Genomic DNA, 14,398 nt, shown 5'->3' on the forward strand with positions numbered 1-14,398 from the left:
CCTCCTCATCCTTTTGAATTGGCATAAAATGCTTCAATCTGTGCCTGTTCACTGCTTAAACCTTTTTCTTCCATCTGAACGATGGTATTCATCATGCGTCTGAAATCATGAGGCATGATCTTTTTGAATTTAGGCAGATACTCTCCAAAATTATCAAGGATTTCTTTTCCTTTTGCGGAATTGGTGTAAGCCACGTGCTCCTTGATCATCTCTTTCAGTTCCAGAACATCATATTTATTTGTAACCTCTTCAAAGGAAACCATTTCCTTGTTAAGTCTCTTATAAAGATCTGTCTTTTCATCCAGAACATAAGCAATTCCACCGCTCATACCTGCTGCAAAGTTCTTTCCGGTAGAGCCAAGGACCACAACGCGGCCGCCTGTCATATATTCACAGCCATGGTCGCCTACGCCCTCTACTACGGCTGTTGCACCAGAGTTACGGACACAGAATCTCTCTCCTGCCACACCGCAGATAAAGGCTTTGCCGCTGGTCGCTCCATAAAGTGCCACATTACCGATTACGATATTGTCCTCTGCTTTAAACTTTACGCCTTGAGGAGGATACACCACCAGCTTACCGCCGGAAAGTCCCTTACCGAAATAATCGTTGCTGTCACCTATCAGCTCCAGGGTCAGACCCTTTGGTATGAATGCTCCAAAGCTCTGTCCGCCGCTGCCGGTACAGTTAATGGTAAAGGTGTCTTCTGCCAGCCCCTCCGGATACAGTCTGGTGATTTCTGAACCAAAGATAGTACCAAGGGCACGGTCTGTATTGGAAACATCAATTTGAAGTCCCTTTTTCTGACCCGCTAAAAGTGCCTGCTTTAATTTCTTTAAGATGGTCTTTTCATCCATGGTCTTATCCAGTTCAAAGTCATAGATTTGCTTACTGCTGTAAGCTGCGCGCTTCTGGTCTGCATATGGATTACCTAAAATAGCACTCAAATCCACCTTGCGGGCACGCTCTGATGGGAGAGCTTCTTTTTTCTTTAAAAGATCCGTTCTTCCTACCAGTTCATCTACTGTACGAACGCCAAGCTTTGCCATATACTCTCTCAGCTCTTTGGCTATAAAATACATGAAGTTAACGACATACTCCGGCTTCCCTTTAAACCGCTTGCGAAGTTCCGGATTCTGGGTAGCAACCCCTACCGGGCAGGTATCCAGATTGCAGACTCTCATCATAACGCAGCCAAGGGTCACAAGGGGCGCTGTTGCAAATCCAAATTCTTCCGCGCCTAACATACACGCAATGGCAACATCACGGCCGGTCATCAGCTTTCCGTCTGTCTCCAGAATTACTTTATCACGAAGCCCGTTCATAATCAGGGTCTGATGAGCCTCAGCCACACCAAGCTCCCATGGAAGTCCTGCATTGTAAATGGAGTTTCTTGGAGCTGCTCCCGTTCCTCCGTCAAAGCCTGAGATAAGAATTACCTGGGCACCTGCCTTGGCAACACCAGCAGCAACCGTACCGACTCCTGCTTCTGAAACAAGCTTAACTGAGATTCTTGCTTCGGTATTGGAGTTTTTAAGGTCATAGATCAGCTGCGCCAAATCCTCAATGGAGTAAATGTCATGGTGAGGAGGCGGGGAGATCAGTCCCACACCGGTTGTGGAATGTCTTGTCTTTGCAACCCAGGGATATACCTTCTGTCCCGGAAGCTGTCCGCCCTCGCCTGGTTTCGCACCTTGGGCCATCTTAATCTGGATTTCTTTTGCACTTACCAAATATCTTGAGGTAACACCAAAACGACCGGAGGCTACCTGCTTGATTGCAGAACAGCGGTTTACGCCATCAACGCCTGGATTTAACCGCTCAAGGCTCTCTCCGCCCTCACCACTGTTGGATTTTCCGTGAATGCGGTTCATGGCGATGGCCAGAGTCTCATGTGCCTCCTGAGAAATGGAGCCGTAAGACATAGCACCTGTCTTAAACCGTTTTACAATGGAGTCCTCACTCTCTACTTCTGCCAGCGGAATTTCTTTTGACTTGGAATAATCAAGATCCAAAAGACTTCTTAAATTCACCATCTGGCCTTCATCTGTAAGAGCATGGGTGTATTCCTTAAATGTTTCATAGCTTCCTGTCCTGGTAGCTTCCTGAAGAAGATGTATGGTGAGAGGATTATATAAATGCTCCTCCTGTCCCGCTCTCTCCTTATGGCTTCCCACACTGTCAAGGGTGAGATCCACATCAAGTCCTAAGGGATCAAAGGCTGCTGAATGAAGATCATCTACATCATCTGCAATGTCTTCCAGAGTGATTCCCTCCACACGGCTTACGGTATCTGTAAAGTATTTATCGATCACATTCTTTGAAATACCAACCGCTTCAAAGATCTGGGCTCCCTGATAAGACTGTATGGTGGAGATTCCCATTTTGGATGCGATCTTGACAATTCCGTGAAGAACGGCTGAATTGTAATCTTCCACAGCTGCATAATAATCTTTATCAAGCATTCCGCTTTCAATGAGATAATGAATGGATTCCTGAGCCAGATATGGATTGATGGCACAGGCTCCATAGCCAAGGAGGGTCGCAAAATGATGGACTTCTCTTGGCTCTCCGCTTTCTAAAATTAAGGCCACGGAGGTTCTCTTTTTTGTTTTCACCAAATGCTGCTGCAGCGCAGAAACCGCCAGCAGGGAAGGAATCGGTACATGGTTCTCGTCAATATCACGGTCAGACAAGATGATGATATTTGCCCCATCCCTATGGGCCCGGTCCGCTTCCAGAAACAGTCTGTCAATGGCCTTTTCTAATGAAGTGTTCTTATAATATGTGATCGGGATCACTTCTACCTTAAAGCCAGGCTTCTTCATATGCTTGATCTTTAATAGATCGGTGCAGGTCAGAATCGGATTGCTCACCTTAAGTATCTTGCAGTTTTCTGCTTTTTCTTCCAGAATGTTGCCTTCCTCTCCTACGTAAACCGTAGTGGAGGTAACAATCTCTTCACGAATGGAGTCAATCGGAGGATTTGTAACCTGAGCAAACAGCTGCTTAAAGTAATTATATAAAGGCTGATGTTTTTTGCTGAGCACCGCCAGAGGACTGTCTGTACCCATAGCAGAAACTGCTTCCGCTCCATTTAAGGCCATAGGGAGAATCATGGTCTTATACTCTTCATAGGTGTAGCCATAGGTCTTCTGCATTTTGGCCCGTTCATCCCGGCTCAATACAGGAACTCCCTTATTAGGGATCTGAAGATTCTTAAGCTCGATGAGATTGGAATCCAGCCATTCCCCATAAGGCTTACGGGTTGCATAATATTCTTTTAACTGTTCATCTGTAATGAGACAGCCTTTCACCGTATCAATCAAAAGCATTTTACCAGGACGAAGACGTTCCTTTCTCACCACACGGCTCTGGTCAATATCAATGGCACCAACCTCAGAGGCCAGAATCATATGATCGTCATCCGTGATGTAATATCTGGAAGGACGCAGACCGTTACGGTCAAGGACAGCTCCTAAAAGATCACCATCACTAAAGACGATGGAAGCAGGACCGTCCCAAGGCTCCATCATGGTAGCGTAGTAACGGTAGAAATCCTTGATTTCCTGAGGCATGGACTTATCATGCTCCCATGGCGCCGGAATTGTCACCATAACAGCGAGGGGAAGATCCATTCCGCTCATGGTCATAAATTCCAGTGCATTATCAAGCATGGCAGAATCGGAGCCTTCCTGATTAATAATAGGAAGTACTTTATGCATGTCGTTCTGAAAGTACTCTGATTCCATATTTTCTTCTCTGGCCATCATCTTATCTACATTTCCGCGAATGGTGTTAATCTCGCCGTTGTGTACGATCAGACGGTTGGGATGAGCTCTCATCCAGCTGGGGTTGGTGTTCGTACTGAAACGGGAATGAACCACAGCGATTGCTGATTCATAATCCTTATCCTGAAGATCCTGAAAGAACTTTCTAAGCTCTTTTACCAGGAACATACCTTTATAAACGATGGTTCTGCTGCTCAAGGAAACCACATAAGTGTTATCATTGCTCTGCTCAAAAACTCTTCTGGACACATAGAGCTTCCGGTCAAAATCCAGTCCTTTATTTACATCAGAAGGTTTTTTTACGAAGCCCTGAGCAAAGTAAGGCATGCAATCGACAGCCTTCTTTCCAATGAGTTCCGGATGAGTCGGTACTTCTCTCCAGCCTAAGAACTGAAGCCCTTCCTTCTCCACAATAATCTCGAACATCTTCTTGGCCTGATTTCTGGCGAGTTCATCCTGAGGAAAGAAGAACATACCAATTCCGTATTCTCTTTCTTCTCCGATTTCAATTCCCAGGGTCTTAGCTGCTTTCTTAAAAAACTTATGGGAGATCTGAAGCATGATTCCAACACCGTCGCCAGTCTTTCCTTCTGCATCCTTACCTGCTCTGTGTTCCAGATTTTCGACGATATGTAGTGCCTGTTCAACGGTCTTGTGGGTCTTTTCACCTTTCATATTGGCAACAGCACCAATACCGCAGTTATCATGCTCAAAACGGGAATCATAAAGTCCCGGAGTCACTATTTTGTTTGGGGAGTATAAACTCTTATCCATAATCTCATCCTTTCCCAACTGCCAGTTTTGCTTTCGAGTGTTACAGTGTTACAGTAATTTTAGTTGATAATACTACATTTTTATCACTTTGTAAATGTGTTTTATTTGCTAATTGTCAGATAATTAGACATTTTGGTATTTACAAAAAATTATGTCAGTTTATTTATATTTGTATCCTATTATTAATCCTTATACAAGTGCAATTAAGGCCTCCACAGAAGAAAATGGCTAAAATTCCTAATTAAATTAAGCTATAACTTTCCAAGTTTAAGAGAGCCTTTATTTTTTTATAGCCAAAGCCATGAAACAGGACAATCTACCCCCCATCTGTTCCCTATTTACGCAAGTACGAGCAATGTATGGCGGTACTTTACAACCGGCGGCATTTTATATGCCGCCTGCGGAGGAGATACTTTATTTAATAAAGCATTTTATCTCATTGCCCATCATGCATATCCTGCCCGGCAGAGCTTTTTTATGTAGCAGGGCGTAATTCTAGAATACGTAAAAAAAGCCCTGGGAATATCTTCCCAGAGCTTTTGCCCGTTTCTTAATAAACCAAACGATACGATTACATCTCGCCAAGGCCGCTTTCAATTGCCTCAGTCATAGTCTGCATAGCTGCTGCTTCATCTTCGCCATCACAGATTAAAGTGATTTCAGCACCACTTTTAATTCCTGCTGCCATAACGTTTAATACGCTCTTTGCAACAATTCTCTTCTCGCCATACTCAACAATTATATCAGATTTAAACTTCATAGCTGTCTGAGACAGAACTCCTGCTGGTCTTAAGTGAAGTCCGGATGGATTTATTACAGTCAGTGTTTTAGATAACATTTCGTTCTCTCCTTTATCCTCAATTTTATATACTCCTTGCTGTTAATTTTATTACAATATCAAGTTTGTGTCAAGCCAAACCCGGCATGTCTTTTTTATTTTGCAAGGCGGTCAATCTTCCTTTCGCTGGGAAAATATGCAGCCGCAGTAATCCTGGCGGTACAGCCCGTGTTCCTTTGACAATTCCACCGAACGTTTATAACCATTCTTCTTTTTAAAGTCGGAAGGAAGGTAAGGAACCCGGTATTCCCTCGCAAGCTTTTCACCAATTTCATTTAACTTATCTGCATTCTTTAAAGGGCTGATGGACAGCGTGGTAGTGAAGTAATCAAAGTGCTCTGCCTGAGCGATTTTAGCCGCCTCCTGGAGGCGCAGCTCATAGCAGCGAAAACACCGCTCTCCACCCTCTGGCTCCTTCTCATAGCCCTTTATGATCTGGTAGAACTCCTGAGGCTCATAGGCGCCATTTACGATTGTTACCGGGTGTATAAAGTCCATACCGGCAACAAGACGCTCCTGTTCCTCTACCCGCCTGCCATATTCCTCCGGTGGGTAAATATTGGGATTATAAAAATAAATCGTTATAGCAAAATACTGGGATAAATATTCCAGTACATAACTGCTGCAGGGTGCACAGCAGCTGTGTATCAAAAGTCTTGGAACTTTCTTTTCCTCTTCCAGTCCCGCAATGATCTGATCAAGTTCCTTCTGATAATTTCTACGGTTCATGATGTCTCCCTTCGCCATACGAAAACAATGTACGAAAAAATGCAAAAAAGGCGTAGAATCTTTCTGCTACGCCTTTTGCTTCTTATAAGAAGTCCCGGATACGCTTGCTGCGTACAGGATTCCTTAACTTTCTAAGTGCCTTTGCCTCAATCTGCCTGATACGCTCTCGGGTAACATTAAATTCTTTTCCCACTTCTTCCAATGTACGTGGATGGCCGTCTTCCAGACCAAAACGAAGCACAATAACCTGACGCTCTCTCTCTTTCAAATCGCCGAGAAGGGCATCGATATGTTCTCTTAACATCACGGATTCTACGTTGCCTTCCGGAGTTACCACATTGTTGTCCGCTACAAAATCCCCAAGGTTTGAATCGTCCTCTTCACCAATTGGTGTTTCCAGGGAAGCAGGTTCTCTGGCGATCTGCATGATCTCCATGACCTTGTCCTCAGTCATGTCCAAAGCTTCCGCAAGTTCAGCCACCGATGGTTCATATCCCAGTTCCAGAGTAAGTTTTCTCTGCATCTTGGACATTTTATTAATGGTCTCAACCATATGCACAGGCACACGGATCGTTCTTGCCTGGTCTGCAAGCGCTCGGGTCACAGACTGACGTATCCACCAAGTAGCATATGTACTTAATTTATAACCTTTGGTATAGTCAAACTTTTCAACGCCCTTAATAAGACCCAGGTTTCCTTCCTGAACCAAATCAAGAAAACTCATTCCGCGGCCGGTATAGCGTTTTGCAATACTGACCACAAGACGTAAATTTGCTTCGATTAAACGTTCTTTGGCGTCATCGTCGCCATCTGCTTTTCTCTTAGCAAGGCGCAGTTCTTCCTCTGCGTTTAAAAGTGGTACTGTACCGATTTCCTTTAAATACATGCGGACAGGGTCCTCTGTGCCGATGCCTTCAAGCAAATCAATAGCGTCAAGATCGATATCTTCTTCATCGATGTCCTTTATGAAGCCATCATCAATATCATCGTCTAAAAGAAGATCTTCTGACATGAGCACATCATCAGCCAAAACGGAATCGTCAATGACCGGGACCACGTCAACGCCGCGGTTCTCCAGGTACGTATAAATCTGATCCATCTGCTCTGCAGTCAACTCTTCTCCTATGAAGAAGTTATTAATCTCCGTTACGTCCAAAGCATTCTGCTTTGTTTTTGCAAGATCGACAAGCTTACCCAGCTTCTCTAAAAAATTTTCCTTTTCCACTTAATAACGTCCTTTCGCTAAGAAGTATACATAAAGCCCACACAACATTTCATTATATACTACCATGCTTCATATTTCAACATATTTCTTTTGTAAAAGCAGAATTATTGCTTTTTTTGCGGATTTCTCAAAATCCGGATTTGTTTCTTCAAATTAAAAATTTCAACTTCCCTTCTGGATCCTCCAAACTCACCATCAAGGACCCAGTCGATGGGCTCTTCAGGGAATATCTTGATGCAACTAGTCCGTAGCTTGTGGACGTATTCGTTAGGTTCTTCTTTGAGAAACATATAATTAATGATATTGGTAAAGTCAAGAGGTGTTTTGGGAGTTCGGATCAGGAGGACCTCAAACTCTCCGTCATTTAAAGCAACATCCTGGGTGACCAGCCCTTTAAAGCCTCCAACGCTTATGGTGTTGGTGATCATGCCGAAGATAAAATTCCCTTCTAAAACAACAGAATCGCATTCGACACGAAGTACATAAGACTTGATGGAAGCAAGGCTTTTCATCCCCTCCATGATATATGCCTGATGTCCCAGAACATTTTTAAAATCCTGAGGCGTTAAATAAGCAACTTCAGTAAACGCTCCGAAGGCTGCGATGTATACAAAGTGCCTGTCCCTGCAGAAGCAGCCAATATCAATGGGGTAAGGTACACCTGATACAACCGTTCTGGCAGCCGTTATCATATTCTTTGATATCTTAAGACTGGAAGCAAAATCATTGGTGGAACCAGCAGGAATATAACCAAGCCTTGGGATTTTATCAAGCCTCATCAGTCCGTTGATGGTCTCATTTAAAGTGCCATCCCCTCCGCTGCAAACCACCAGATCCATTGATTCTCCAAAGGCAGCTGCCGCCTCGGAGGCATCTTTCGGCCCCTGGGTCACATGCACATGAAGCTCATACCCTGCTTTCGTAAAGATATCAAGAATTTCCATTAACTTGTTTTTGATCTGCGCCTTGCCGGATCGCGGATTAAATATAAAAAGCATCTTTTTCATTATAATCACCTGACCAACTTTGTATACGCCTTAAAAGCACCTGGCAGAGAATAAGTTTTTTTGATTTCTTCCGGAGTGACCCATAAATAGTCACCGCCCGGCATTTCTTCTAACTCAACACGGTATGCCGTCATATTCCATTCCACGTGGCTGAATATATGTCTGGAAGGAGGAAGCTCTTCAATGTTCCCTTCCTTTACTTGCAAAAAGGAAAGAAGCTGAGCTTCATCAAGGTGACCCTCTGCATTAGGGAATTCATACAGAGAAGCCAAAAGCCCGGTTCCCTCTCGTTTCCTTATGGCAACCCGGCCTTTTAGCCACAGCAGCATAACAGTTTTATCCTCAGATTTCCTTGGCTTCTTCGGTGTCTTCACTGGTATCACTCCAGTTAGATCCTTCTCTCTTGCAACGCAAAGTGAGCTTAAAGGACACCGGTCACAAAGAGGAGCGCCATTGGGAATGCAGACCACTGCACCGATCTCAATCAGGCCCTGATTATAAGAACTGGCTGCCTCCTTTGGCATTACTGCTTTTAGTTTTTCTTCTATGCCAGACTTAACTGACTGCTTTAGAATATCTTCCCTGCTTCCTGTGACCCTAGAAATCACCCGAAGCACATTCCCATCCACAGCAGGAACCGGAATTCCAAAGGCTATGGAGGCAATGGCTCCAGCTGTATAGGATCCGATTCCAGGAAGCTTTTTTAGCTCCTCATAGGAGGCAGGGAGTTCTCCCCCATACTGTTCTACGAGAAGCCTGGCTGCTTTCTTTAAATTCTTCGCCCTGCTGTAATAGCCAAGGCCTTCCCACAGCTTTAAAAGTTCGTCCTCCGAAACCTCTGAAAGATCGCCAATGTGCGGAAGCGCTTCCATAAAACGGGCGAAGTAAGGCTTTACCGCCTCCACCCGGGTCTGCTGCAGCATAATTTCGGAAATCCACACCCGATAGGGCCTCGGGTCTTCCCTCCAGGGAAGAATCCTTCGATGTTCCTCATACCAGGAAAGAAGGGGACGTTCCATTGCTTTTAAACGGTTTTGATCATCTAGTGCAACACCCTGTGGTTCCAGGGTCTGCAGCTTGTCATATAGCGATTGCTTCATTTCTATACATATCCATAGAGTCCCCGGACAGATACTTCACCGGAGATCACATGTTTTACCTCTCCTGACTGCATTTCAACAAGAAGCTCTCCCTTCTCGTTAATTCCCAAAGCTTTTCCAGTATAATCACCGGCATGATCCAGAATCTTTACCTCTTTGCCTGCATTGATCATACAGCTATTATAGACACTTATCAGCCCGGATAAATCACCCTGGCTGATAAATTCTTCATAATACCGTTCAAAAGCTTCTAAAACGGAGGCGATCAGAGAACTTCTTCTCACCTTTTTTCCAGTTTCCAGATATAGAGAAGTTGCCATAGAAGAAACCTCCTGGGGAAATTCCTCCATATTTACATTAATGCCAATGCCTGCTACCACGTAATGGATTCCTTCCAGCTCTGCACTCATCTCGGTCAGAATTCCGCACAGCTTTTTCCCGTTGGCAACAATATCATTGGGCCATTTGATGAAAGCTTCCAATCCGGTCTCTTGTCTGATTCCTTCATGAACCGCCAAAGCAGCCACCAAAGTAAGCATGGAAGCAGATCCCGGCAGAATGTCTGGTCTTAGGATCAAGCTCATAAACACATTGGTTCCAGAAGGAGAAACCCATTCCCTTCCTCTTCTGCCTCTTCCTGCTATCTGACAGTCCGAAACCACAAGCGTTCCGGACTGCGCGCCTTCCTCAGCCAGACGCTTGGCTCTTATATTGGTGGAATCAATGGCATCGTGGTATTCCACCACTCTGCCAAATTTCCCCCGGATACAACTTTCAATCTCCGTTTTCGTCATTATATCACAGGAATCGATGAAATGGTACCCTTTATTTCGAACCGCTTCAATTTTATAGCCTTCTTCCTCCAGCTGACGGATCACTTTCCATATGGCTGTTCTGGAAACACCAAAGCGTTCGCAAAGCTCCTGTCCTGAAAGATAGCCTTCACTTTCCTTCAGAAGTTTTAATATTTCTGTTTTCAAACTCCTCACCCCCGCCATATACTTACTGCACTGACAACGGAAAGAGCAAAAAGGCAAACTCCGAAAAGAGTTGCTGCAATGGCCGCTGCTTTTTTCTTTTTCTCTCTGCCGCTTAACCGAATCTTGTAGATTCCATGAATGAGGTTAAGCGCTCCGGCAAGAAAAAAGATGACCGGCAGCAATACCATATGTTCTTCTGGGTTTAAAAATGAAATAACTGACAGCACTACAATCAGGATACCAACTACAATGTGGACAAGATCCACGATCATGGAGGCATTTCTTAAGTTTCTTCCTCGTTCCTGTATATACATCTTACTCTCCTAAGGTTGCAACCATAACCGCCTTAATGGTATGCATTCTATTTTCTGCTTCGTCAAATACTACCGATGCGCCGGATTCAAATACATCCTCTGTCACTTCATATCCCTTGACAGCCGGCAGGCAGTGCATAAAGATGGTAGTATCCTTGCCTGTTTGTTTCATAAGTTCCTGGTTTACCTGATAAGGCTTTAAAATGGCAATTCTCTCGGCTGCCTTATCTTCTTCTCCCATAGAGCACCACACATCCGTGTAAATAACGTCTCCATCTTTTGCAGCGGCACAATCCTCTGTTATGGTGATCGTGCTTCCGCTTTCCTTTGCATATCCCTGGCACAGCTCCACCAGTTCTTCCTCTGGCCACAGACTTTTCGGTGCAAGGATGGTAAAATGAACTCCCATCTTACTCATTCCTATCATCAGACTGTTTGCCATATTATTACGTCCATCACCTGCATATACAAAATGAAGGCCTTTTAAATATCCAAAATGTTCTTTCATGGTGAGAAGATCTGCAAGTATCTGGGTCGGATGATCATCATCTGTCAGTCCGTTCCAAACAGGTACGCCTGCATATTTAGCCAGATCTTCTACTGTTTTATGCTTAAATCCACGAAACTCAATGCCGTCAAAAATCCGTCCAAGGACTCTTGCTGTATCCTCCACACTTTCCTTATGTCCGAGCTGGATATCATCCTTACCTAAATATTCCGGATGGGCACCTTCATCAACGGCAGCCACTACAAAGGAACATCTGGTGCGGGTAGAGGGCTTTTCAAAGATCAAAGCAATGTTCTTTCCTTTTAAGGAGCTTCCTGTGATGCCCTGCTTCTTTTTTGCCTTTAAATCCGCTGACAGATCCAATAAATATGCGATCTCCTCCGGTGTATAATCTTTTAATGTGATAAAACTTCTTCCCTTTAAGTTCATAGCGCTTCCTCCGTGATATGTTGTATTTTTATACATCATTATAGTATATTATGCATAAACATGCAACATCTTTTTATAAAAGAGGTTATAAAATGGGATTTTGTTCTTCCTGGAGTTTTATTTTTCTTTTTATTTCATCAAAAAGGCTTTCCACGGTATAGATCTGGAACCGTTTTACCTTCAGCCGTCTGGCCATGTCCTCTAAAAGTGCAAGGTACATGTCCTTATAATCCCAATCCGTTTTCAGTTTAAAATCAGCTGCCAGCTTGGGAAACAGCTTCTCTGTAAAAGCTCTGTATCCGGTTAAGGTTTCCAGCCCCTCTTCGGTCACAATATCCTTAATATAGTATTTTAACAGCTCCAGCTCAGACATCATACGGTCAAAATAATAAGGCTCTGAATTAGGTGCGTCAATGTAATAGACCTTGCCGCAAAGCCCGTACAAAAGTCTCTGGGCGTCATAATAACCTAATGTCATGTTTTTTCTGGCAAGCCGTTTATCAAACTCAAGGATTCCTCCTAAGTCCTGCCTGGGAGCGATGTGGGCCACGGTTACATTTTCCGGTATTTTGACCACCCGTTCCTTATCAAAGCCCCAGCCATAGATACGGATGACAATAATGTTCTGATATCCATGATCCAAAAGAACGTTGATTGGAACATTGTTAAAGCCGCCGCCATCTATATATTTCTTTCCATTCAGCTTCTCATTTTTAAAGGCAAGAAAATTGGCGCTGGCAAGCAGCATATCCTTTACCGTGCCAATCTCGCTGGTCCTGACATCGACAGCCAGCTCTTTTCTGTCTGATACCGAATAAGTCACCGCAAAAAGCTCTCTGCAGGAGTTGCGGATCTCCCCCTCGTCTCCTACTACCTCTGAAATCAGATTCTTTAAAGGTGTAACATCAAATCCTCCGTCCTTAAAAAACTGCAGTCCGCTGTTGATCAGTTCGGAGAGACCTAATGATTTGAAATTCTTGTTCTTTAGTGCTTTTATGGTATCGTCGCTGACTGCCATGACCTTGGAATAATCAATGTTCTTCCAGATCTCTTCCGCACGCTCTAGGTTATCCATACAAATCAGTGCGCCATTTAATGCGCCTACGGATACCCCTGCGATACCTTTTATCTTTACTCCGGCTTCTTTCAGTGCCTTCCAGGCTCCAATCTGATAAGCACCCTTAGCGCCGCCGCCTTCCAGTACAAGTCCATACTCCTTATCCAAATCCAGTTTCAGTTCCATAAGACCTCCTTAAAACCTTCCTGTGACTGAAAAACGCAGCAAGAAGCATTACGCCCCCTGCTGCGGTAGTCTAAAAATCCAATTATTCCATATCCTTAGGAATCTCTGTAATGGAAGAAACAAGTCCTGCCAATCCCTGAATCTCAGACGGGATAATGATTTTCGTTGCCTTTCCGTCAGCAGCTGCCTTAAATGCCTCCAGGCTCTTTAACACAAGAACAGACCGGTCAGCTCCTGCTTCTTTGATCATGCGGATACCGTCTGCAGTGGCTTGCTGTACTTTTAAGATTGCTTCTGCCTCACCCTCTGCTTCACGAACCCTCTTTTCTCTTTCCGCTTCTGCTTTCAAAATTGCTGCCTGCTTTTCAGCCTCAGCATAGAGAATCGAAGATTCCTTATTACCCTCTGCAACTAAGACAGTAGATTTCTTTTCACCTTCTGCTCTTAAGATCGCTTCACGACGCTCACGCTCTGCCTTCATCTGCTTTTCCATGGCATCCTGAATGGCAGCCGGAGGCATGATGTTCTTAAGCTCTACACGGTTTACTTTAATACCCCAGGGGTCAGTAGCAATATCAAGGGTTTCTCTCATCTTTGCATTGATGGTTTCTCTGGAAGTCAGAGTCTGGTCAAGCTCTAAATCACCAATGATATTACGAAGGGTGGTAGCTGTCAGATTTTCAATGGCCATAATAGGATTTTCCACACCATAAGCATAAAGCTTAGGATCTGTAATCTGGAAGAATACTACCGTATCAATTCTCATGGTAACATTATCCTTTGTGATTACAGGCTGCGGTGGGAAATCAGCTACCTGCTCCTTTAAATTCACACGCTTTGCTACGCGGTCAATGATTGGCAGCTTAATGTGCACACCTACTGACCATGTCTCTAAAAATGCTCCCAAACGTTCTACAACTAAAGCCTGAGCCTGTGGCACGATACGCACACATGAGGCCAGTAATACCAGAATAATAATCAGCACAATAATTACTAACGCAAAACCCAACATACTTATGTTTCCTCCTCTTCCTTACTTACAATCAACTTAACACCTCGGATATCCTTTACTTCCACCATTGTGCCTACAGGATAAATACTATCATCCTTAAGCGCCCTTGCAGTCCATTCCTGACCGTTAAGTAAAACAGCCCCTTTTGCCTCCACGTTATTGATTTCGGCTGTGACTCTTGCATGCTTACCGATAAGGCTGTCAATATTCGTCTTTACGGTGTTTTTGTTTACATACCGGAGTGCAAATGGTCTGGTGAAAAACAAAAGAACAAAGGACACGATTACAAATGCTGCCAGCTGTACCTGTACGTTCACACCGAATAAGGCCAGCAAAAATGCAATCAATGCTCCCCCTGCAAACCAGATGGTGGTAAGAGCCATGGTAACTGCTTCTATTCCTAAAAGCACCACGAAGGCAATCAACCAATAGATCGCTTCCATATTAT

Annotated in this window: 12 protein-coding genes; all 12 read right to left on the reverse strand. The window is 44.1% G+C overall.

Translation table 11 applies throughout. The annotated features are described in order from the left end of the window. Window positions 1-5: 5 nt before the first annotated feature. Complete coding sequence (gene gltB / locus T546_RS0106395; protein ID WP_026890907.1) at window positions 6-4,565, reverse strand: glutamate synthase large subunit; 4,560 nt, start codon at window positions 4,563-4,565, stop codon at window positions 6-8. A gap of 571 nt (window positions 4,566-5,136) precedes the next feature. Beyond that, window positions 5,137-5,403, reverse strand: a complete 267-nt coding sequence (locus T546_RS0106400; protein WP_026890908.1) for an HPr family phosphocarrier protein — start codon at window positions 5,401-5,403, stop codon at window positions 5,137-5,139. Window positions 5,404-5,514: 111 nt separating this feature from the next. Next, window positions 5,515-6,132, reverse strand: a complete 618-nt coding sequence (locus T546_RS0106405; RefSeq protein ID WP_026890909.1) for an epoxyqueuosine reductase QueH — start codon at window positions 6,130-6,132, stop codon at window positions 5,515-5,517. 82 nt (window positions 6,133-6,214) lie between these two features. Then, window positions 6,215-7,357 (reverse strand): RNA polymerase sigma factor RpoD, encoded by a 1,143-nt coding sequence (gene rpoD, locus T546_RS0106410; protein ID WP_024836325.1) that lies wholly within the window; start codon window positions 7,355-7,357, stop codon window positions 6,215-6,217. Between the two features lie 104 nt (window positions 7,358-7,461). Further along, window positions 7,462-8,364, reverse strand: coding sequence for a diacylglycerol/lipid kinase family protein (locus T546_RS0106415; protein WP_026890910.1), 903 nt, complete (start codon window positions 8,362-8,364; stop codon window positions 7,462-7,464). A gap of 5 nt (window positions 8,365-8,369) precedes the next feature. Further along, window positions 8,370-9,464, reverse strand: a complete 1,095-nt coding sequence (gene mutY, locus T546_RS0106420; RefSeq protein WP_330371879.1) for an A/G-specific adenine glycosylase — start codon at window positions 9,462-9,464, stop codon at window positions 8,370-8,372. A gap of 2 nt (window positions 9,465-9,466) precedes the next feature. Next, entirely contained in the window at window positions 9,467-10,444 is a 978-nt protein-coding gene (locus tag T546_RS0106425; RefSeq protein WP_026890912.1) for a biotin--[acetyl-CoA-carboxylase] ligase, read from the reverse strand. Between the two features lie 5 nt (window positions 10,445-10,449). Beyond that, entirely contained in the window at window positions 10,450-10,758 is a 309-nt protein-coding gene (locus T546_RS0106430) for a DUF6637 family protein (RefSeq protein ID WP_034598059.1), read from the reverse strand. 1 nt (window position 10,759) lies between these two features. Beyond that, entirely contained in the window at window positions 10,760-11,695 is a 936-nt protein-coding gene (gene argF, locus T546_RS0106435; protein WP_026890913.1) for an ornithine carbamoyltransferase, read from the reverse strand. An 85-nt stretch (window positions 11,696-11,780) separates the two neighbouring features. After that, entirely contained in the window at window positions 11,781-12,938 is a 1,158-nt protein-coding gene (locus T546_RS0106440; protein ID WP_026890914.1) for a patatin-like phospholipase family protein, read from the reverse strand. An 82-nt stretch (window positions 12,939-13,020) separates the two neighbouring features. Continuing rightward, window positions 13,021-13,950, reverse strand: a complete 930-nt coding sequence (locus T546_RS0106445; RefSeq protein WP_026890915.1) for an SPFH domain-containing protein — start codon at window positions 13,948-13,950, stop codon at window positions 13,021-13,023. Between the two features lie 2 nt (window positions 13,951-13,952). After that, window positions 13,953-14,393: an NfeD family protein gene (locus T546_RS0106450; protein WP_026890916.1), complete on the reverse strand. Its 441-nt coding sequence runs from the start codon at window positions 14,391-14,393 to the stop codon at window positions 13,953-13,955. Window positions 14,394-14,398: the final 5 nt, after the last annotated feature.

Origin of the sequence: [Clostridium] aerotolerans DSM 5434 (assembly GCF_000687555.1) — a bacterium.
Taxonomy (GTDB): Bacteria; Bacillota; Clostridia; order Lachnospirales; family Lachnospiraceae; genus Lacrimispora; species Lacrimispora aerotolerans.

What these genes read in the sequence shown, in the direction of transcription:
- T546_RS0106445 (WP_026890915.1), bottom strand. Translation starts at nt 13,950, where the DNA reads ATGTTGGGTTTTGCGTTAGTAATTATTGTGCTGATTATTATTCTGGTA.
- mutY (WP_330371879.1), bottom strand. Translation starts at nt 9,464, where the DNA reads ATGAAGCAATCGCTATATGACAAGCTGCAGACCCTGGAACCACAGGGT.
- argF (WP_026890913.1), bottom strand. Translation starts at nt 11,695, where the DNA reads ATGAACTTAAAGGGAAGAAGTTTTATCACATTAAAAGATTATACACCG.
- gltB (WP_026890907.1), bottom strand. Translation starts at nt 4,565, where the DNA reads ATGGATAAGAGTTTATACTCCCCAAACAAAATAGTGACTCCGGGACTT.
- T546_RS0106430 (WP_034598059.1), bottom strand. Translation starts at nt 10,758, where the DNA reads ATGTATATACAGGAACGAGGAAGAAACTTAAGAAATGCCTCCATGATC.
- T546_RS0106440 (WP_026890914.1), bottom strand. Translation starts at nt 12,938, where the DNA reads ATGGAACTGAAACTGGATTTGGATAAGGAGTATGGACTTGTACTGGAA.
- T546_RS0106450 (WP_026890916.1), bottom strand. Translation starts at nt 14,393, where the DNA reads ATGGAAGCGATCTATTGGTTGATTGCCTTCGTGGTGCTTTTAGGAATA.
- T546_RS0106400 (WP_026890908.1), bottom strand. Translation starts at nt 5,403, where the DNA reads ATGTTATCTAAAACACTGACTGTAATAAATCCATCCGGACTTCACTTA.
- T546_RS0106405 (WP_026890909.1), bottom strand. Translation starts at nt 6,132, where the DNA reads ATGAACCGTAGAAATTATCAGAAGGAACTTGATCAGATCATTGCGGGA.
- T546_RS0106415 (WP_026890910.1), bottom strand. Translation starts at nt 8,364, where the DNA reads ATGAAAAAGATGCTTTTTATATTTAATCCGCGATCCGGCAAGGCGCAG.